Genomic DNA, 20,421 nt, shown 5'->3' on the forward strand with positions numbered 1-20,421 from the left:
AGGGGATTGCAAATGAAACGGTGGATTGTCTCTGCCCTTGCGGGAGCAGCATTCCTCGCTGCGCAGTTCCTTATGGGCTGCAGCACTGCGCCTGTCTCGGATGCTGCGCATACTGCAGCGGGCACGATTACGGTCAAGGTTCTCAACATTGGGCAGGGAGATGCGATTCTTGTCCAGACAGGGGAAAAAAACGTTCTCGTGGATACGAGTGATGTGGACGAGCGGGACAAGCTCCGTGCCGAGCTGAAAAAGGCAGACATCAAGAAAATCGATACGATCATTCTCACGCATCCCCATGCCGATCACATTGGGGGCATGGATGTCCTGCTCAATGAGTACTCCATTGGCATGGTCTATGACAATGGGATGCCCTCAACTTCGAAGCTTTTTCTTGGCTATGTAAAGAAGCTCAAGGAGAAGAAAATTGAGCGCAAGGGACTCGTCGCGGGTGACCGTGTCGATCTCGGCGGAGGTGCCGTGTTTGAGGTACTTGCCCCATCGGCGCAGCTTGTGAAGGAAGGAAATGTGAAGGGTTATAAGCACGATCCAAACAATGAGTCTGTGGTTGGGCGGATTGTCTTCGGAGATTTCACGATGATGTTCACGGGCGACGCGGAGAAGAAGGAGGAGCATGACATTCTTGCCGCAGGGAGCAATGTGCAGAGCAAAATTCTAAAGTCCGGACATCATGGCAGCAAGACTTCCTCCTCGGCGGATTTCCTGCGTGCTGTTCAGCCCGAGGCGGCAGTCATTTCCTGTGGGGTGAACAACGACTATGGACACCCGCACAAAGAGACAATGAAGAAGTATCATGCACTTAATATTCCTGTTTATGTAACAGCTGAGAACGGGACGATCACTATAACCAGTGATGGAAAGACCTACCATATATCGTTCGAACGGGGGGAGAAACAATGATTTCGGCCTATCTCGACCGTTTTGAAGGAACATACGCGGTCCTTTTGCTTGGCGATGCCATGGAAAAAGTAAATTTTCCGCGCAGTTTTCTTCCTCCGGATATTTCCGAGGGAGACTATCTGACGATCTCGATGGAGCGTGACGCGGCAGCTACAGAAGCTGCAGAGGCTGAGGCGCTGGACCTGCTGAAGGAATGAAGAGGAGGTGTTATCGGTATTGATACGGTGGAATGACTTTCGTTGGGTGAGGATGCTGCTCACATTGGCAGTGCTTTTTGTCTGCTCTTGTACTCTTTTTATGAGTGGGACTGGTGAGGCAAAAGGGAAAATCCACCGCTTGATGAGCATTGAGAGCCATGCCCTCGAGATTGATGGGCGAGATGCCGTGCGGATTCAGATCGGTATGAACCGCAGAGATCTTTCCTATGCCATCATGGCAAACGAGCAGAGTGAGCTGCGCATTGCACTTGAGGATGTGAAGCTCGACAAGAAACTCCCGTCCGAATATGTACCGCAGGGGACACTTGCGGATAAGGTTACCATCATGCCGGAGGGCAAGGATGACGCGATACTAACGATTGAGGCAAAGGATTCTTTTCTCCATAAAGATGCTTTCCGCATTCGTACAATGCCGGGGGACCCGCACGACAAGGTGAAAGAATATCTCGTCGTAGATATTCTCGCGCCGGCGGCACATCCAAGTCCTGCACAGGGACACAGCATTGTGATCGATCCCGGCCACGGCGGCAGTGACTCGGGGGCGGTCGGCTACTCGGGGCTTCGTGAAAAGGATGTCGCCCTTGCCGTGTCCAAACGTCTGAAGGAACTCCTGTATGAGGCCGGTGCAGCGGTGATTATGACGCGCACAGAGGATGCGGATGTCTCCCATGCGGGCAGCTCGCCATCACGCGAGCTTGGCGCACGTGTGGACGTCAGCCGAGAACATCCGGAAGCAGAGATCTTCCTCTCTGTGCACTGCAACTCGTTCACAAATCCAGACGCACACGGTATGGAGACGTACTACTACCCGAAGACGGATGCGGATGAACACCTCGCAACCCTCCTCAATGAGGAACTGGCGGAGGCAGGCGGACTCTATAATCGCGGCGTGAAATATGCGCGTTTCTACGTTTTGCGGCAGACTAATATTCCGGCATCCCTGGTAGAGCTTGGTTTTCTCTCGAATCCAGACGAGGAGGCTCTGCTTGCAGACACAAACTATCAGGAGAAGCTCGCGCAGGCACTCTTACGTGCCATTGAACGATACTTTGATGAGGAAGGAGAAAAATAGAGATGTCAATGCGAACGAAAGTGATAACATATACACTGGCGTCACTTGTCTGCGCTGCTGCTTTGCTCTTGACAGCGGGATGCGGTGATGAGCAAAAGGGGACACAGCCAGGAACTGCTACACAGGCAGAACAGATGAAGGATAAAGAATCTCCTGCTGCGACAGTACCGAAGGAATGCCAGGTGAACGTTTACTATCCAAGAAATGACGGGACTGGGCTCGTTGCTGTCAGCCGCACAGTGCATACGGACAAAGATGATAAGTATACGGCAGCAATGAAGTCCCTCCTCACGGGTACGAAGGAGAAGGGGCAGACGAATGTTTTCCCTAAGAAAGCAAAGCTGCTTGGAGTCACTGTAAAGGATGGCGTTGCCACTGTAGATTTCTCCAAAGAGCTTCAATCGAATTTCAGCGGCGGTTCGACGGGAGAGGAAATGCTTATCGGCTCCATTGTGAACACGCTGACGGACTTTCCTGAGATACAGAAGGTACGCATTCTTATCGATGGCGCATCTGTGGAGACCCTATCGGGACATATGGATCTTTCCGATCCACTCCCACGCATGACGGAACTACTGAACTAAGGCAAGAATTCCGTCGCTTGTCATTTCGGCATTTTTGTGATACCATACAGGTACAATCGCGGGCGCTATGCTCTTTGCATGTCCGCATAGCGGGAGGCGCATAAGCGTACTTCCATAGGAAAAAAGCAGGAGGTTGTTTTATACAATGAAGGTTACGGCAGAGCATGGTGAGAACCGCGAGGTCACTCTGACGATTGAAGTTGAGCAGGCAAACCTGGAGAAGGCGACGGAGAGCGCTGCAAAGCGTATCTCTGGACGCGTGAACATTCCTGGTTTCCGTAAGGGCAAGGCACCCCGCAAGATTGTTGAGAATTTCGTCGGCAAGGATGCGATTCTGCAGGAAGCGTTCGAGAGTGTTGCACAGCAGGCTTTTGAGGATGCACTGACTGAGCAGGATATGGAGCCTGTAACGCGTCCCGAGATTGACATCGTAACGCTCGAGGAGGGGAAGGATGTCGTCTTTACAGCGAAGTTCACGCAGCGCCCGGAGGTTACGCTCGGCGACTACAAGGGACTGACGGTGGAGAAGCCGGAAGTTACCGTGTCCGATGAGGACATCGACCGTCAGATCGAGGGCATGCGCCAGCATCAGGGAACCCTCGTGGACGCACCGGCAGATGCCGCAGTCAAGAAGGATGACTTTGTAACGCTTGATTTCGAGGGCTTTGTTGACGGCACGGCATTCGAGGGCGGCAAGGGGGAGGACTACCCGCTTCAGATCGGTTCGGGCAGCTTCATCCCGGGCTTTGAGGATCAGCTCATTGGTGCAAAGATCGGTGAGGAGCGCGAGGTGAACGTTACGTTCCCCGAGGAGTATCATGCGGAGAATCTGAAGGGCAAGCCAGCACTGTTCAAGTGCACCATTCGCAGCATCAAGTCGCGTGAGCTGCCGGAGCTGAATGACGAGTTCGCGAAGAAGGCGAGCAACTTCGAGACACTTGCAGAGCTTCGCGAGGATATCCGCAAGAATCTTCTTGCAGCTGCGGAGCGTCAGGCAGAGGCCGATCGCCGCACGAAGGCGATCGATATGGCGACGGATAACTGCACGATGGAGATCCCCCCTGTCATGGTGGATAATCGTATTACAGCGATGATTCAGGAGATGGCGATGCGTCTCGAGCAGCAGGGAATGAGCCTCGAGCAGTATCTCCAGTACGCGGGGCTCGACATGGCGCGCATTCGCGACGAGTACCGCGAGACGGCAGAGAAGAACGTCCGCACGGATCTCATGCTTGAGGAGGTCGCAAAGGCTGAGGGAATTAAGGTCGAGGGAAGGGATCTCGATCAGGAAGTCTATGCGATGGCTCTTTCGTACGGTGCGACGCCGAAGCAGGTTCAGAAGATCATCAAGGAGCAGGGACGTGTCAGTGACCTTGCCGCGACCGTTCTGCGCAAGAAGACGGCGCAGTTCATTGTGGACAACATCACGGCATAAGACACCCCCTGTGGGAGGAACACATGAGTTATTACGTACCAATGGTGGTGGAGAACTCGAGCCGCGGGGAACGTGCCTACGACATATACTCCCGTCTGCTCAAGGAGCGCATCATCTTTTTGGGGGGACCGATTGACGACAGTGTAGCTAACGTCGTTGTGGCACAGCTGCTGTTTCTCGAGTCCGAGGATCCGGACAAGGATATTCACCTCTACATCAACAGCCCAGGCGGTGTCGTGACAGCAGGACTTGCTATCTATGACACGATGCAGTATATCAAGCCCGATGTTTCAACGATTTGCATCGGGCAGGCGGCGAGCATGGGATCTATCTTGCTGACGGCGGGGGCGGCAGGGAAACGCTACGCGCTGCCGCACGCACGTATCATGATCCATCAGCCGCTCGGCGGTGCGCAGGGACAGTCGACCGACATCCAGATCCAGGCGAAGGAGATCCTGCGCCTGCGCGAGGTGGGCAACAATATCCTTGCACGCCACACGGGGCAGGACCCCGAGAAGATCAATGTAGATACGGAGCGCGACAACTTCATGTCGGCTGAAGAAGCCAAGGCCTACGGGCTGATCGACGAGGTTGTTACCCGTCCCAAGGCTGCATCCGCAAAGGATAAAGGCTGAGGGGGTGACGCGATGAAATTTGGAGAGGAAGACAAGGGGCAGCTGAAATGCTCGTTCTGCGGCAAGACGCAGGAGCAGGTGCGCAAGCTCGTAGCAGGACCCGGTGTCTATATCTGTGATGAGTGCATTGAACTCTGCAACGAGATCATAGCAGAGGAGTTCAGCGATGATGTTGAAGTCGGACTCAAGGATGTTCCGAAACCAAAGGAAATCCGCCACATTCTAGATCAATACGTCATTGGTCAGGACGAGGCGAAGAAATCGCTCTCTGTCGCTGTCTACAACCATTACAAACGCATCAACATGGGGCAGGGGAAGAACGAGGATGTGGAGCTGAAGAAGTCCAACATCCTCATGCTGGGGCCGACAGGAAGCGGCAAGACCCTGCTTGCCCAGACGCTTGCACGTATTCTGAAAGTCCCGTTTGCAATCGCGGATGCAACTTCTCTCACCGAGGCGGGCTACGTCGGTGAGGATGTCGAAAATATCCTGTTGAAGCTGATTCAGGCGGCGGATTACGACATCGAAAAGGCACAGCGCGGGATCATCTATATCGATGAAATCGATAAGATTGCACGCAAGTCGGAGAATCCCTCCATCACGCGCGATGTCTCTGGTGAGGGCGTACAGCAGGCGCTCCTCAAGATTCTTGAGGGAACGACGGCATCGGTGCCCCCCCAGGGCGGGCGCAAGCATCCGCAGCAGGAGCTGCTGCAGATCGATACGACGAACATTCTCTTCATATGCGGCGGTGCGTTTGACGGCATCGAGGAGATCATTGAATCACGCCTCGGGAAGAAGCAGATGGGGTTCGGAGCAGAGGTGCGCTCGAAAAAACGTGTTTCCGTCGGTGAATCGCTCAGCAAGGTGATCCCTGAGGATCTGATGAAGAACGGCCTGATCCCTGAGTTCATCGGGCGGCTGCCCGTTGTTGTGACGCTGAACTCGCTCGATGAGAATGCGCTCGTACGCATCTTGACAGAGCCGAAGAATGCTCTTGTCAAGCAGTTTCAGAAACTTCTTGAGCTCGATGGCGTGCGGCTCACCTTCGAGGATGAGGCACTTCATCTCATTGCGAAAGAGGCGCTCACACACAAGACGGGGGCGCGTGGACTGCGATCCATCATCGAGGGGATCATGCGAAATGTCATGTATGAAGTGCCTTCGATTCAGGGCGTAACCGCATGTCAGGTTACAAAGGATGTCATTGTGAACCACAGTGATCCTATCTTAACCATTGACGGTGCCGGTGCTGTAAAGATGGCAGTTGCCAACTAAGGTGATACTTTACGAAAGGAGCCTGCATAGCGGAGCTCCTTTTTTTGATAGATTGACGGAAGGAAATACAATGTCTGAGAAACGAACTCTCCCACTTCTCCCGCTTCGCGGACTTGTGGTCTATCCCCATATGATGGTCAACCTCGACGTGGGGCGAGATCGATCCGTTGCCGCGATCGAGAGCGCCATTTCTGGTGATAGTCGTATCCTTGTCGTGGCGCAGCGTGATCCCGAGAATGATGATCCAACATCGGACGATCTCTACGATGTCGGTACTATTGCGGAGATTCGTCAGTTTCTGCGTATGCCTGAGGGTGTCCTGCGCATTCTCGTTGATGGACAGAAGCGTGCGGAGATCCTTGCCATCCGCGAGGGGGCAAACTATGCCGAGGCGGATGTGCATGCGGTCGATGAGCCGGAGGACGAACCATCAAGTAAGGATGTGGAGGCGCTCGTACACGGGATCACAAGTAAATTTGAGGAATGGGTCAAACTCTCTCATAAGATACCACCGGAGGCGCTCGTATCCATCTCCATTATGGAGGATATGGGGCGTCTTGCAGACATCATTGCGAGTCACCTGAACCTGAAGTACGAAGTGCGTCAAGAACTTCTTGCGGCAATCAACGTGAATGATCGTCTGGAACGCCTCTATCAGGCACTTGTGCACGAGCTGGACATTATGGGAATCGAGAGTGAGATCAATCGACGCGTCCGCAAGCAAATGGACAAGATCCAGCGTGATTTCTACCTGCGCGAGCAGATCAAGGCCATTCGCAAGGAACTTGGCGACGATGTGGATAAGGCGGCCGAGGTGGATCGCTATCGCGAGGCGCTGGCGGCAAAGGAGTATCCTGATGTCGTGCGTGAGACCATTGAACGTGAAATTCATCGGCTCGATATGAGTCATTCCATGAGCGCAGAGGTCGGCGTCATTCGCAACTATCTTGATACTCTGATCGAGCTTCCATGGGCGGAGATGACAGAGGAGCATGTTGACCTGACAGAGGCACAAGCGGTACTCGAGCAGGACCACTATGGCCTCGAAAAGATCAAGGAGCGAATCCTGGATTATCTCGCTGTACGCCGCCTTGCCCCCGAACAGAACGCACCCATTCTCTGCCTCGTCGGTGCGCCGGGTGTTGGAAAGACATCGCTTGGTGCATCGATCGCACGCGCGATGGGGCGCAAGTTCACGCGCATCTCGCTCGGCGGCATCCGTGATGAGGCGGAGATACGCGGACACAGGCGCACCTATGTCGGGGCAATGCCGGGGCGCATCATCGAGGGGATTCGTCGTGTGGGTACGCGGAATCCGGTCTTCCTGCTCGATGAGGTCGATAAGATTGCCATGGACTTCCACGGGGATCCCTCGGCGGCACTCCTCGAGGTACTCGACCCTGCACAGAACTGCACGTTCAGCGATCACTTTGTCGAGCTGCCCTTTGATCTCTCGCGTGTCTTCTGGATCGTGACGGCGAACAATGCTGCTAAGATTCCATCTCCTCTGCGTGACCGCATGGAGATTCTGAACCTGTCGAGCTATACGGAACTGGAGAAAATCGAGATTGCGCGACGCCACCTTTTGCCGCGTCAGCGCACCCAGAACGGGATAAAGGCGAAGGACATCCGTGTGGGTGCGGGTGTCTGGCCTGAGATCATCCGCTCCTATACGCGTGAAGCTGGGGTACGCGAACTTGAGCGCGTTATCGGACGTCTCTGCCGTAAGGCGGCACGCCGTATTGTCTCCGATGAGAAAACGCCCATCTCTGTGACGAAGGCGAATCTTGCGGACTTTCTTGAACGTCCTAAGTATCACGCGGCAAAACAGGAGAAGAAGCCGCTCGTCGGTGTTGTGACGGGGCTTGCGTGGACGGAGGTCGGCGGCGATGTGCTGCGCACCGAGGTCAATATTCTGCGCGGCAAGGGCAAGCTCATCCTCACGGGACAGCTCGGCGAGGTGATGCAGGAATCGGCGCAGGCGGCGCTTTCGTACGTTCGCAGCCGTGCGGGTGCTCTCCATCTCGCCGAGGACTTCTACGAAAAGGATGATATCCACATCCATCTGCCTGAGGGGGCGATTCCAAAGGACGGCCCCTCGGCCGGGATTACGATGGCGACAGCAATGATCTCAGCGCTCACGGGTCGCAAGGTGCGCTCCGATGTCGCCATGACGGGGGAGATTACACTGCGCGGGAATGTGTTGCCCATCGGCGGACTCAAGGAAAAGACTCTCGCCGCTTATCGTGAGGGGGTCAAGACCATCGTCCTGCCGCAGGAGAACGAGCGTGATATTGAGGACATCCCCGATGCCGTACGCTCCTCACTCGAATTTGTACCCGTTGCCCACATGGACGAGGTACTCAAGATTGCTTTGTATAACTAGGAGGTGTGGACGTGCCGGAGTCGGTTGTTATCACAAAAGCGACCTATCTTGCCTCCGCCGTACGGCGGGATCAGTATCCTGAGGAACGCCGTCCTGCCGTCGCCTTCATCGGGCGTTCAAATGTTGGAAAATCCTCTCTCATTAACTCCTTGACACGCATTCGCCAGCTTGCGCGTGTCTCCTCGAAGCCGGGCAAGACACAGACCATCAACTTCTATGAACTGCTTCTCAAGATCGACGGGGGAGAGGAGCGTCATTCCGTTCATCTCGTCGACCTGCCGGGCTACGGCTATGCAAAGGTCGGACGTGAGAGCAGAAAGACGTGGGCGAAGTTTATCGAAGAGTATTTTCTCCATGCGGAGGAGCTGCGCTTTGTCTGTCTCCTGCTCGACATTCGTCACACACCGATGGAGTCTGACCGCAGGATGTTTGACTGGCTCGTTGAGCATGACATCCCCGTGCTCGTTATCGCCACGAAGGCAGATAAGATCGGAAAGAACGCGCGGCGCACGCAGATTGCAGCGATGCAAAAGGCACTTGGTGTGCCGGAGCTGACCATTCTGCCCTACGCCTCTCCAAAAAATGAAGGACGTTCAGAATTACTTGACGTGATGAGGGAGTATTTGGTAGAATAGGCACAGAAAGAAATGAATTCGGTTCATCTTTCTGCGCCTCATGATGCGGACGATGCGTATACGCGTATGTCCAAAGCCCCTGAGCAAGGCGAAATCTGTGGCTGCAGAAGAGTGCCGCGCTGTGTATTATGGGGGATGTTTGCAATGACACCATTGACGGCTTTTGATAAACGGCTGCTGAACCTCCTGCAGGGAAACCTGCCGGTGTGTTCGCGGCCGTTTGCGCGTTTGGCAGAGATGTTGGAGACAACGGAGGAGCATGTGCTCAGCCGTTTGGAAGACCTGAAGCAGGAAGGGTACCTTCGGCACATCGGCACATTCTTTAACTCGGAGCACCTTGGCTACCACGGGACGCTTATTGCTCTGCGCGTTGCGGAGGAGCATTTGCCCTCTGTGGCGCAGGCGGTCAATACTTATGCCGGAGTAACGCACAACTATGAACGGGAGGGGAAATATAACCTCTGGTTTACCCTGCTGACCCCATCACCTGCGGCCGAGGAGAGAATTCTCGCGGACGTTGCAGCGCTGCCGGGGGTCAAGGGGCTGATGGGCCTCAGAGCTAATCGCCGTTATAAGATCAATGTGCAGTTTAAATTGGCGTGACCTGCGGGAAGGGGGATTATCATGACAGAGACCGTCGAGATCGAGGAACTCGATCGCAAGATTATCCGTCTGCTGCAGGGCGAGTTTCCTCTGGTGGCAGAGCCGTATAAGGTACTGGCGGAGGAGATCGGCATCACGGAGGAAGCTCTGCTTGCACGCATCGAAACCATGCGTGAAGAAAAGAAAATTCGCAAAATGGGGGCGGTTCTCCGGCACCGCGAGGTGGGGTTCACTTCGAACTGCCTTTGTGTGTGGAATGTGCCTGACGAGCGCGTGGACGAGGTCGGAGGCCGGATGGCAGAGCATCCTCGCGTCTCGCACTGCTATGACCGCAACCGCACTCCGGACTGGCCTTACAATCTCTACACCATGATTCACGGGTACAGCCGTGAAGAATGCGAAGTCATTGCAGCGGAACTTGCCGCCACAGCGGGCATCGAGGAGCGCTGCATGCTCTACACCAAAAAAGAGTGGAAAAAGGCTTCGATGCGATATTTTATGGAATAACCGATTTGGGACAAAAAACCGGAAGGGATCGAACCCTTCCGGTTTTTTATGTCTCTTACAACGCGAGAATCTGGTCACGCAGTCCTGCGAGTTGCTCGGCAGAGGGGACGTAGAGCATGCGCACTTTGTCCATGACGATCTCGCAGCCGCCCGCCTTGAGTTCGTCCTCGATCTGCTGAATGCTCTGTCCGCCCCAGCCGTAGGAGCCGAATGCAAATGCTTTGCGCCCCTTCGGCGAAAGCCCCTTCAGATAGCAGAGGAAGCCGGCAATGGTTGGAAGCATTTGATTGTTGAGGGTCGGCGAACCGATGGCGAGGTAGCGGCTTGTGAGCACGTCTGTCATGATGTCGGCGTGTGTGTTCTTTTGGATGTCGTAGTAGCCGACGGAGAAGCCCTTATCGATGAATGCCTCAGCGATCGTATGCGCCATCATCTCAGTCGAGTGCCACATGCTGTCAAAGACGATAACCGCACGGTCTTCCGTTTTGCCGAGCGACCATTTGTTGTAGAGGTCGAGGATCTCGGGGATGTGTGAGCGCCAGATGATTCCGTGCCCCGTGGCGATCAGTTCGATGTCGAGTTCGTGTACCGCCTTGAGTGCCGTCTGTGCCTGCTTGGCATAGAGGAAGAGAATGTTCGCATAGTATTTCTTTGCCTCTTCGATGACAACAGAGAGATCATTGTCGTCGTCATAGCGCTTGCCGGAGGCGAGATGCTGACCAAAGGCGTCGTTCGAAAAGAGGATCTTCTCCTCCGGGCAGTAAGTTACCATGCTGTCCGGCCAGTGGAGCATCGGTGTCGGGACAAATACGAATGAACGCTTGCCAATGGAAAGCGTGTCGCCTGCCTTGACTGTTTCATAGGGCATTTCCCCGTAGTAGGCACGCAGCCCCTTGAGTCCGTTTGGCGCACTTGTGATGACCTTCGCATTCGGTGCGAGTGAGGATATGAGCGGAACACCGTAGGAGTGATCTGGTTCGACATGATTTGAGATGATGTAGTCGATCTGTGACGGATCAATAACGGAGGAAATACGCGCAAGCATTTCAGGCTCAAAGCCCTGCTTCACCGTATCGATCAATGTGATTTTGTCATCAATAATGAGGTAGGCGTTATAGGTGGAACCGCGCTGCGTATCGTAGCCATGAAAACTGCGCATGGACCAATCAATCGCTCCAACCCAGTAAATACCATCGCGGATTTTGACAGCGTTCATGAATGTACTCCTTTCGAAAATAGAATCATTTATACAATTTATACTTTCTTTCTATAAATGAGAACAATTTTTATAGAAGTATTCTAGCCTAATTCAAAATCTTTTGCAACAGGAATTTCAATGCATTTTTTTTATAAAAGGCGCGTGATGCATGGGGTTTCTTGACAGATGATAGACCATACGGTATAATATTTATGACGAAAGCCATACAAAAATGGGATAAAATGACTAGAAAAGGAAGGACTTTCATGCTAGGAAAAATTCTGGTCTTTGATACCGAGACAACGGGTTTTCGCAGTGACGATGAGGTGTTGACGCTTGCCGTTGTCGACGGCAGTGGGACAACGGTGATAGATGGGATGTACGCACCGGCACGCAAGAGCGCATGGCCGGATGCGGAGAAGATCAATCGGATTTCTCCTACAATGGTCATGGGCTGCCCGACTATTCTCTCACAGCGGGCAGAGCTGGAGCAGATGTTCAACGATCCCGATACACTCCTCGTTGGATATAATATTGAGTTTGACATTCGCCTTTTGGGGCAGTCAGGCATCCGCATTACGAACCCCAACCGCCACGATGTTATGCTTGCGTTCTCGGAGTTCCGCAAGGTTCCCGATGCACGGCGCGGCGGTTATCGTTGGTGGAAGCTCACCGAGTGCGCAGACTATTACCGCTATGACTGGGGGATAAGCCAGGCACATGGGGCTCTCGCAGATACGTTTGCAACGCTCTATTGCTATAAGAAAATGCAAGAGCCAGTATATGAGGAGCAGAGTCTATTTTAATCTCGGCTGGAAGTGAAGAGAGGAGGAGACGCTTTTATGGCGAAGAATCCATATAGAAGCACGAATCCAAGTCCCGCAGAGTCAATACGGGAACGTAAGAAGAGGGAGTTGGAGCGGGGGCTTGAACGCGTGCGGAAGAGACGCGCCTCCTATCAGCGTAAGATCATCGGTACGGTGATTGTTTTCTTCATCATCCTTATTATTATATGTGCACTCTTGCCCTCGGATGACAGAGCTGGCTATGAAAACAGGTGGGATAAGGATGTGAACTCACGGCAGGCGCAGATTATGCAGAGTTTACAGCAGAATTTTAAGTAGAGGTTTGTTTTTGGCTTGATATTTTTCAAAAACCGCGTATTCTATATAGGAACGCGGTTTTTTAATTAAGGAGTTGTTTGCATGAAATTCCAGGAGGTCATCCTCGCATTGCAGGGGTTCTGGTCGAATCAGGGATGTATCCTTGCTCAGCCCTATGACGTGGAGAAGGGCGCAGGTACGATGAGTCCGTGGACGTTCCTGCGCGTGCTCGGCCCCGAGCCGTGGAACGTCGCCTATGTCGAGCCGTCGCGCAGACCTGCGGACGGACGTTACGGGGACAATCCGAACCGTCTCTATCAGCATCATCAGTTCCAGGTCATTATGAAGCCCTCGCCGGACAACATTCAGGAACTCTACCTTGAGAGCCTCGCGCGTCTCGGCATCCGTGCCGAGGAGCATGACATCCGCTTTGTCGAGGACAACTGGGAGTCGCCGACGCTCGGTGCGTGGGGACTCGGCTGGGAGGTTTGGCTCGATGGCATGGAGATCACGCAGTTCACGTATTTCCAGCAGGTCGGCAGTCACGACGTGAAGCCCGTCTCCGTTGAGATCACCTATGGTCTCGAACGCCTTGCCATGTATATTCAGGGCGTGGAGAATGTCTACGATATTGCGTGGACGGACGATGTGACCTATGGCGATGTCTTCCATCAGAACGAATTTGAGCAGTCCACCTATGCGTTTGATCTCTCGGATGAGGCGCTGCTCTTTGATCTCTTTGACAAATATGAGGCAGAGGCGGTGCGCGTCATCGGCGCAGGACATGTACATCCCGCGCATGACTACGTGCTGAAATGCTCGCATGCGTTCAATCTGCTCGATGCGCGCGGCGCGATCAGCGTCTCACAGCGGACGGCGTTCATCGGACGCGTCCGCAAACTCGCGCGCCTCTGTGCGGAGGCGTATCTCGCGCAGCGCGAGGCACTCGGCTATCCGATGCTGAAGAAGGAGGGGAAGGCATGAGTAAGGATCTGTTGCTTGAAATCGGGACGGAGGAAGTTCCGGCACACGTTATGCCCCGCATGCTCTCCGACTTGGCGCGTTTGGCGGAGGCGCTTTTCAAGGAGCGCCGCATTGCCTATGAGAGTCTGCGTACGATCGGCACGCCGCGCCGTACGGCACTCATCGTCACAGGGCTTGCCGAGCGGCAGGAGGATGTCAGCACGGAGACACGCGGTCCATCGGTCTCCATCGCCTTTGATGCGGAGGGGAATCCGACGAAGGCGGGTGCGGGCTTTGCGCGTGGGCAGGGAATCGATCCCTCCGCGCTTATTCAGCGCGATGGCTATGTCTATGCCTCTGTGCATGAGCAGGGCGCGGAGACGCGACAGCTGCTCACGGAACTGCTGCCTGAACTCATCCGTACGCTCCCCTTACCGAACAGCATGCGATGGGGCGATCTGGACTTCCGCTTCATCCGCCCGATTCGCTGGATTGTCGCGCTTTACGGGACGGAGGTCGTGCCCTTTACGTTTGCGAACGTCACGAGCGGGAATGCCTCGCGCGGACATCGGACGCTTGCACCTCAGGACTTCGTTATTTCTTCGCCCGCAGACTATGAGACGGCGTGCGAAAGGGCATACATCATCGTCGATCCCGTGCGCCGCCGTTCCATGATTACCGAGCAGATCAACGAAGTGGCAAAGTCGTGCGGCGGGACGGCGGAGATCACGCCCGACCTCCTTGAGGAGGTGCTCTACCTCGTCGAGTACCCAACGGCGCTCTGTGGTTCGTTTGAGGAAAAATATCTTGCACTGCCGGCAGAGGCTGTCATCACGCCCATGCGTGACCACCAGCGCTATTTCCCTGTCAAGGCGGCGGACGGCAGCCTACTGCCCGTATTCATCACCGTGCGCAACGGAGGGAAAGAGCATCTGGACGTGGTCGCGCACGGCAATGAGCGCGTTCTGCGTGCACGCCTTGCGGATGCCCAGTTCTTCTTCGACGAGGATCGCAAGAAGTCGCTCGCAGAGCATCGCGAGAAGCTCAAGACCGTCGTGTTCCAGCAGGGACTCGGCTCGATGTACGAAAAGACCGAGCGCCTGATGGGGCTTGTTACGGCAATCGTCGAGGAGCTTGCTCCGGACGAAGCTGCGTATGAGGCGTTGGAGCCGGATGCACGCCGCGCGGCAGAGCTGTCGAAGGCGGATCTCGTGACGGGTATGGTCACGGAGTTCACGGAGCTGCAGGGCATTATGGGACGCGAGTATGCGCTCCTCGACGGCGAGCAGCCGGAGGTTGCGCGCGCGATTGACGAGCAGTATATGCCGCGCTTTGCGGGGGACGAACTGCCGCAGAGCGATCTCGGCTTTGCGCTCAGCGTTGCGGACAAGATCGACAACATCGTCGGCACATTCAGCCGCGGCAAGATTCCGACCGGCTCGCAGGATCCGTTTGCCCTGCGTCGTCAGGCACTCGGACTCGTGCTCATGCTGATCGAGCACGAGAGCGGGCTGCTGCTCTCCGATCTCGTCGATGAGGCGTATGATCTCTATGCACTTGAGGAAGTGTCGCGGGACAAGATGCAGGCGGACGTTGCCGACTTCATCCGGCTGCGCCTCAAGAATGTACTTACGGAGCGCGGCGTGCGCTACGATGTGCAGGAGGCGGTGCTCACGGATGTGGACTTCGTCGCAGATGTACCCGTGCGCGCCGCCTATGTGGAGCGTTTGCTTGCAGCGGACGGCGCGGATGCACTCGTGCAGTCCTTCGTTCGTGTCGGAAATATCGCGCGCATGACAGAGACCGGGATCGTCGATCCGGCGCTCTTTGCGGCGCAGGAGGAGGGAACGCTTCACGCCGCATACGAACGTGCAGTCGCGGCACGCGCAGAGGGGGCAGATACGCTTCCGGCAGAGCAGGCGCTTGCAAAGGCAATCGATGCGTTCTTTGATGCGGTCATGGTGATGGACAAGGACGAGCGCATCAAGACAAATCGTCTGACGCTCCTCAAGGTGATTGACAACTATCTGCTCTGCACGGCAGACTACAGCAAGATTGTATTGAACTAAGATTCCGATCGGCTCATGAGGCACTTCCCTCGTAAACATGGGCAGCAAATAATGTGAGATTATCCTTCTTCGCATGGCGGAAGAGGGACCGCAGCGTGATGGAAGGGTTATCACCATTTTTCTTTTCTCCTCTAGTCAAAGCAATCACTTTATGTTATTATGAGCACGTTATAAATGATAGGGGCTATCATTTGTGGGAATGCTTGTTCGGGGAGGTGATGACTTGGATGTTACCGTAAAGGAAAAATACCTGTCATGGGGAGCGTCGTTCGGGATTCACTTCTGTATCATCGCGGTGGCTGCTGCGATGGGGCTTTTCTCGATGGCAGCGGAACCGGAAAAGCGTCCGATCGACGTTGTGATCTATGATGCGTCCGCGCCGGAGAGCGCACCCGAGCCTGCGGCAGAGGCAGCGCCGCCGATGCCGAACATCGACGACATACCGCTCGAGCCGCCAAAGAAGGAGCAAACCGAGCAGCAGCAGGAACCCCCGAAGGACATGCCGAAGACGAACGCGACGAATACGAGCGCAGCGCCGACCTCGCAGGGAACGGGTGAGAAGCCGAGTGCCGCGCCCTCGGCGAATACGGGCACGGGCTCTGGAGAGGGAACCGGACGCGACGCGGCTGCGGCACAGCGTCCTCGTACACCGCCGAAGCTGATCTCGGGGGCGGCGCCGGTCTATCCGAAGGAATTGGAGCGTAAGGGGATTACGGGATCGGTCGGAATCGCCATTGTAGTGGGTGCGAATGGCAGCGTGCAGAGCGTCGATGTCACGAGTTCCTCGGGACACGCTGAACTGGATCAGGCGGCGATCACAGCGGCGTACACCTATTACTTCGAGCCGGCACGCAACATCTACGATGAGCCGGTCGCGTGCCGCGTCAATCGGGCGTTCTCGTTCTCGTAGAGCAGGTGACATCGGTTGCTGCACGGCATCTGCTCGAAGGAACGAACGCTTGTGAACCAAGCAGAGGAGCAATAGAAGTAAGGGAATCTGTATTCGGTGGAGTACAGATTCTTTTTATTTGACAAAATTCGAGTGCGCCCCTAAGATGAACAAATGTGAATGGAGGGATTGGATGCGTGTAAAGATGTGCGGAATGAAGACGGCTGCGGCTGCGCACGCGGCAGAGGAGGCGGGTGCAGACTATATCGGCTTTATCTTTGCGAAAAATAGTCGGCGCTATGTTGCGCCAGAGACAGCGCGGGAGATTGCACGCGCACTGTGCCACGTAAAGAAAGTTGGTGTCTTTGTGGATGCGCCGATGTCGGACGTGAACACGATTGCCGATCTCGTGGGTCTGGACTACGTGCAGCTGCACGGGCATGAGACGGTGGAGATGGCGCGGCAGGCGGAGCGTCCCGTCATCAAGGCGTACCGCTATGGCGACGACTTCGATGCAGATGCGGCAAACGCCTATCCCGCCGAGATGATCCTTGTGGACAGTTACGTTGCGGGCGCGGCGGGCGGCACGGGGACGGCGTTTCACTGGCAGGAGGCGGCACGGGAAATTGCGCGTGTGACGAAACCCGTGCTGATCGCGGGCGGAATTACGGCGGAGAATGTCGGCGAAGCCGCTGTGATCTTTCATCCGTTCGGTGTGGATGTATCGGGCGGACTGGAAGAAGGCGGAGAGAAGTCCGAGGCGAAAATCAGAGCTTTCATGGAAGTGGTGCGAGCGGCGTGTGCTTCCTAAGATTGACAAATTCTCTCTCCTCCACTAGAATGGGGGAACATACGTCAATTATAGAAGTCCGAAGGAGGTGCAGTGTGCGCGATACATTAGCTGAAATCGTAGAAAAGAAGCGCGCAATCGTGGCAGAGGCGAAGAAAAACCGCCCGCTCGATGATCTGAAAGCAGATCTCCCATGCGGTACGTTTCGCATGGCGGAGCACTTCCGATGGCGGGGCTGGGGACTGATTGCGGAGTGCAAGCTCCAGTCGCCTGCAAAGGGGCGGCTGACGACCGTGCACAGCGTTACGGAACTTGCCGATATTTACACGGCGGCGGGCGCAGCGGTGCTCTCCGTGCATACCGATCCGCACTTCCTAGGGAGCAACGAGGACTTTGCAGCGGTGCGTGCGCGTGTGGATACGCCGCTCCTGCGCAAGGACTTCATCATCGATCCGTATCAAGTCTACGAGGCGCGTGCCCTTGGTGCGGATGCCGTGCTCCTGATCGTACGCATCCTGACGCCCGAGGAGCTGAAAGAGCTGCTCTACCTCACATGGAGCCTCGGTATGGATGCCCTCGTCGAGGTGCATGACCGCGCCGATCTTGAGATTGCGCAGCAGACGCCGGCGGAGTTCATCGGCATCAACAACCGCAACCTCGTGACCTTTGAGACGAGCGTCCAGACGACGCTCGACCTCCTGCCGTACGCGGACAAGAACCGCACGCTCATCAGTGAGAGCGGCATCTTTACACGCGAGGACGCCGTACGCGTCCATGAGGCGGGCTGCAAGGGCGTGCTCGTCGGCGAGGGGCTTGTGCGTGCTGCCGATGTCGGCGCGTTTGCAGGGGAACTATCCGAAGTTGGAATAAAGGAGCAATGATATATGAGCAAGAAGGGAAGATTCGGCGACTACGGCGGGCAGTATGTGCCCGAGATCGCGATGCCCGCACTGAACGAGTTGGAAGAGGCATATCTGAAATACCGTGCGGATGAGGAGTTCCTCACGGAGTTTCGCGGTTATCTCCGTGACTATGCAGGGCGTCCGACAAATCTCTACTTTGCCGAGCGGCTGACGAAGCACTACGGCAAAGCGAATATCTATCTGAAACGCGAAGATCTTCTGCATACGGGTGCCCACAAAATCAACAACGCGCTCGGACAGGCGCTGCTTGCAAAGCGCATGGGCAAGAAGCGTATCGTCGCAGAGACGGGCGCAGGTCAGCACGGTGTCGCGACGGCGACGGTCGCGGCCCTCTTCGGCATGGAGTGTCATGTGTTTATGGGGGCGGTTGACGTCGAGCGTCAGCGGCTCAACGTGTTTCGCATGCGTTTGCTCGGGGCGACGGTCATTCCTGTATCGAGCGGCACGGGCACGCTCAAGGATGCAACGAGCGAGGCGATCCGCTACTGGGCGACGAACATCACAGACACCTACTACGTGATCGGTTCTGCGGTCGGCCCGCATCCGTATCCGGAGATGGTGCGCGACTTCCAGAAGGTCATCGGCGAGGAGATCCGCGTGCAGTCGGCAAAGGCGTTTGACGGAAAGCCCGACTACCTCGTCGCGTGCATCGGTGGCGGCAGCAATGCAATCGGGACATTCTATGATTTTCGCGACGATGCAGATGTCAAGAAGTTCTGCGTCGAGGGCGGCGGACGCGGCGACGCAGACGGGGACAACGCCAAGACCCTCAGCGGCGCGGGTACGCCCGGTATTCTCCATGGTGCATACAGCTACCTCCTGCAGGATGCGGACGGACAGGTTGTCGAGGCGTACAGCATCTCGGCAGGTCTGGACTACCCCGGTGTCGGTCCCGAGCATTCCTATTTCAAGGACAAGGGCATCGTTACCTACGTTTCCGTGACCGATCAGGAAGCACTCGCGGCATTTCAGCGTCTCTCGCGCATCGAGGGCATCATCCCCGCGCTCGAGAGCTCGCACGCGCTTGCCTATCTCGAAAAAATCATGCCCGAGACGAAGGCGGGCGAGAATGTCGTCGTCTGTCTCTCGGGGCGCGGCGATAAGGACGTGCAGATGGTCGCAAAGGAACTGGGGGAGGAGATCGCATGAGCAAGCGGCTGGATGAAAAACTCGCGAAGCTGCGCGCCGAGGGGCGTACAGGACTCTATATCTATGTGACGGCAGGCTGCCCGAGCGCGGAGGCGACCGTGGACATCGTGCGCCGTGCTGAGGAGGCGGGCGCAGACGTGATCGAACTCGGACTTCCGTTCTCCGATCCGATGGCGGATGGACCCGTCATTCAAGAGGCGAGCGTTATTGCTCTCAAGAACGGCATGACGATGGCAAAGGCTCTTGAGGTCGTCAAGGAGATCCGCAGGCACTCCGAGATTCCGCTCATTGGTATGGGCTACATCAATATGGTGCATCACTACGGCTTTGAGAAATTCGTTGAGGATTTCAAGGCGGCAGGCATGGACGGCGTGATCTTCCCCGACGTGCCGCACGAGGAGTCTGACGATATGCGCCGTATCTGTGCCGCGCATGACTTTACACTCACGGAGTTCATTACGCCCGGCACAACCGAGGAGCGCATGGAGGAAACGTGCAGGGACGCACGCGGCTTTATCTACTGCATCTCGAACTATGGCGTCACGGGCGTCAAGGAGATCGACTACTCCATCATCGGCGGCGTCTGCAAGGCGGCACGCCGCTATACGGACGTACCGCTTGCCATCGGCTTCGGCATCGGCACACCCGAGGCGGCGGCACGCGCGGGCAAGCAGGCGGACGGCGTTATCGTCGGCAGTGCGGTCGTCAAGCAGATTCTCGAAGGCAACATCGACGGCGGCATTCAGCTGATCGCCGATATGCGCAAGGCGCTCGATGCGTAAATGAATAAGGGGCGCTTACAGCGATATATCTGACATAAAGACAGGGGTTGTCCATGAAGCTAGAGACTTCGTGCAACAGCTCCTGTCTATTTGTTTTGTTGAAAGGAATAGTACACATGAAATACTTACTCGACACAGCAAACCTTGATAAGATCCGTGAACTCTGTCAGCATGCGTTTGCCGCATATTCAGGTGACGGCACAGGACTATGACGGCATGATGGGTGACTGCATTGCTCCCTATTTCAATCGGATATTAGGGAGTTGTTTTTACAAATGTTAGAT

The 20,421-nt window shown here is 55.6% G+C and carries 21 protein-coding genes; 20 read left to right on the top strand and 1 reads right to left on the bottom strand.

The annotated features are described in order from the left end of the window. Positions 1-12: 12 nt before the first annotated feature. The 11 genes from HMPREF1992_RS10155 to HMPREF1992_RS10205 all read left to right on the top strand — a co-directional run bounded on the left by HMPREF1992_RS10155 (position 13) and on the right by HMPREF1992_RS10205 (position 10,271). Entirely contained in the window at positions 13-918 is a 906-nt protein-coding gene (locus HMPREF1992_RS10155; protein ID WP_021685820.1) for a ComEC/Rec2 family competence protein, read from the top strand. Next, positions 915-1,115 carry a DUF3006 domain-containing protein gene (locus tag HMPREF1992_RS10160; RefSeq protein WP_021685821.1) on the top strand — a complete coding sequence of 67 codons (201 nt, stop codon included), beginning with the start codon at positions 915-917 and terminating at the stop codon, positions 1,113-1,115. Before HMPREF1992_RS10155 ends, HMPREF1992_RS10160 begins: the two co-directional genes overlap by 4 nt. A 52-nt stretch (positions 1,116-1,167) precedes the next feature. Continuing rightward, entirely contained in the window at positions 1,168-2,208 is a 1,041-nt protein-coding gene (locus HMPREF1992_RS10165) for an N-acetylmuramoyl-L-alanine amidase (protein WP_051290513.1), read from the top strand. A 2-nt stretch (positions 2,209-2,210) separates the two neighbouring features. Then, the gene (locus HMPREF1992_RS10170; protein ID WP_037359589.1) at positions 2,211-2,792 is read left to right on the top strand and encodes a GerMN domain-containing protein; all 582 of its coding nucleotides are present in this window, start codon (positions 2,211-2,213) and stop codon (positions 2,790-2,792) included. Positions 2,793-2,937: 145 nt separating this feature from the next. Continuing rightward, positions 2,938-4,227 (top strand): trigger factor, encoded by a 1,290-nt coding sequence (gene tig, locus HMPREF1992_RS10175; RefSeq protein ID WP_021685824.1) that lies wholly within the window; start codon positions 2,938-2,940, stop codon positions 4,225-4,227. Between the two features lie 23 nt (positions 4,228-4,250). Next, on the top strand, positions 4,251-4,862 hold the full coding sequence (gene clpP, locus HMPREF1992_RS10180) for an ATP-dependent Clp endopeptidase proteolytic subunit ClpP (protein WP_037359592.1): 612 nt from the start codon (positions 4,251-4,253) through the stop codon (positions 4,860-4,862). A 12-nt stretch (positions 4,863-4,874) separates the two neighbouring features. After that, positions 4,875-6,140 carry an ATP-dependent Clp protease ATP-binding subunit ClpX gene (clpX, locus tag HMPREF1992_RS10185; RefSeq protein ID WP_021685826.1) on the top strand — a complete coding sequence of 422 codons (1,266 nt, stop codon included), beginning with the start codon at positions 4,875-4,877 and terminating at the stop codon, positions 6,138-6,140. Positions 6,141-6,210: 70 nt separating this feature from the next. Further along, a complete protein-coding gene (gene lon / locus HMPREF1992_RS10190) occupies positions 6,211-8,526 on the top strand; it encodes an endopeptidase La (RefSeq protein ID WP_037359595.1) in 2,316 nt (771 codons plus the stop codon). An 11-nt stretch (positions 8,527-8,537) separates the two neighbouring features. Then, positions 8,538-9,161, top strand: a complete 624-nt coding sequence (gene yihA / locus HMPREF1992_RS10195; RefSeq protein ID WP_037359598.1) for a ribosome biogenesis GTP-binding protein YihA/YsxC — start codon at positions 8,538-8,540, stop codon at positions 9,159-9,161. A gap of 144 nt (positions 9,162-9,305) precedes the next feature. Further along, positions 9,306-9,764 carry an AsnC family transcriptional regulator gene (locus HMPREF1992_RS10200; RefSeq protein ID WP_037359601.1) on the top strand — a complete coding sequence of 153 codons (459 nt, stop codon included), beginning with the start codon at positions 9,306-9,308 and terminating at the stop codon, positions 9,762-9,764. A gap of 21 nt (positions 9,765-9,785) precedes the next feature. Further along, positions 9,786-10,271, top strand: coding sequence for an AsnC family transcriptional regulator (locus HMPREF1992_RS10205; protein WP_021685830.1), 486 nt, complete (start codon positions 9,786-9,788; stop codon positions 10,269-10,271). A gap of 55 nt (positions 10,272-10,326) precedes the next feature. On the opposite strand, the gene HMPREF1992_RS10210 is transcribed toward HMPREF1992_RS10205, so the two are convergent. After that, a complete protein-coding gene (locus HMPREF1992_RS10210; RefSeq protein ID WP_021685831.1) occupies positions 10,327-11,487 on the bottom strand; it encodes an FprA family A-type flavoprotein in 1,161 nt (386 codons plus the stop codon). Positions 11,488-11,735: 248 nt separating this feature from the next. Here HMPREF1992_RS10210 and HMPREF1992_RS10215 point away from each other — a divergent pair, with 248 nt between their 5' ends. The 9 genes from HMPREF1992_RS10215 to trpA all read left to right on the top strand — a co-directional run bounded on the left by HMPREF1992_RS10215 (position 11,736) and on the right by trpA (position 20,137). Further along, a complete protein-coding gene (locus HMPREF1992_RS10215; protein ID WP_037359604.1) occupies positions 11,736-12,275 on the top strand; it encodes a 3'-5' exonuclease in 540 nt (179 codons plus the stop codon). Positions 12,276-12,311: 36 nt separating this feature from the next. After that, positions 12,312-12,593, top strand: a complete 282-nt coding sequence (locus HMPREF1992_RS10220) for a hypothetical protein (RefSeq protein ID WP_021685834.1) — start codon at positions 12,312-12,314, stop codon at positions 12,591-12,593. A gap of 81 nt (positions 12,594-12,674) precedes the next feature. Continuing rightward, positions 12,675-13,556 carry a glycine--tRNA ligase subunit alpha gene (gene glyQ, locus HMPREF1992_RS10225; protein WP_021685835.1) on the top strand — a complete coding sequence of 294 codons (882 nt, stop codon included), beginning with the start codon at positions 12,675-12,677 and terminating at the stop codon, positions 13,554-13,556. Next, positions 13,553-15,604: a glycine--tRNA ligase subunit beta gene (gene glyS / locus HMPREF1992_RS10230; RefSeq protein ID WP_021685836.1), complete on the top strand. Its 2,052-nt coding sequence runs from the start codon at positions 13,553-13,555 to the stop codon at positions 15,602-15,604. The genes glyQ and glyS overlap by 4 nt, the downstream gene beginning before the upstream one ends. Before the next feature lie 223 nt (positions 15,605-15,827). Then, entirely contained in the window at positions 15,828-16,514 is a 687-nt protein-coding gene (locus HMPREF1992_RS10235; RefSeq protein WP_037359607.1) for an energy transducer TonB, read from the top strand. 172 nt (positions 16,515-16,686) lie between these two features. Beyond that, positions 16,687-17,304 carry a phosphoribosylanthranilate isomerase gene (locus tag HMPREF1992_RS10240; protein WP_037359610.1) on the top strand — a complete coding sequence of 206 codons (618 nt, stop codon included), beginning with the start codon at positions 16,687-16,689 and terminating at the stop codon, positions 17,302-17,304. Positions 17,305-17,378: 74 nt separating this feature from the next. Next, on the top strand, positions 17,379-18,164 hold the full coding sequence (trpC, locus tag HMPREF1992_RS10245; protein WP_037359613.1) for an indole-3-glycerol phosphate synthase TrpC: 786 nt from the start codon (positions 17,379-17,381) through the stop codon (positions 18,162-18,164). A 3-nt stretch (positions 18,165-18,167) separates the two neighbouring features. After that, entirely contained in the window at positions 18,168-19,355 is a 1,188-nt protein-coding gene (trpB, locus tag HMPREF1992_RS10250) for a tryptophan synthase subunit beta (protein WP_021685841.1), read from the top strand. Beyond that, positions 19,352-20,137 (top strand): tryptophan synthase subunit alpha, encoded by a 786-nt coding sequence (gene trpA, locus HMPREF1992_RS10255; protein ID WP_021685842.1) that lies wholly within the window; start codon positions 19,352-19,354, stop codon positions 20,135-20,137. Before trpB ends, trpA begins: the two co-directional genes overlap by 4 nt. The last annotated feature ends 284 nt before the right edge of the window (positions 20,138-20,421 follow it).

It is taken from the genome of Selenomonas sp. oral taxon 892 str. F0426, from assembly GCF_000468035.1.
Taxonomy (GTDB): Bacteria; Bacillota; Negativicutes; order Selenomonadales; family Selenomonadaceae; genus Centipeda.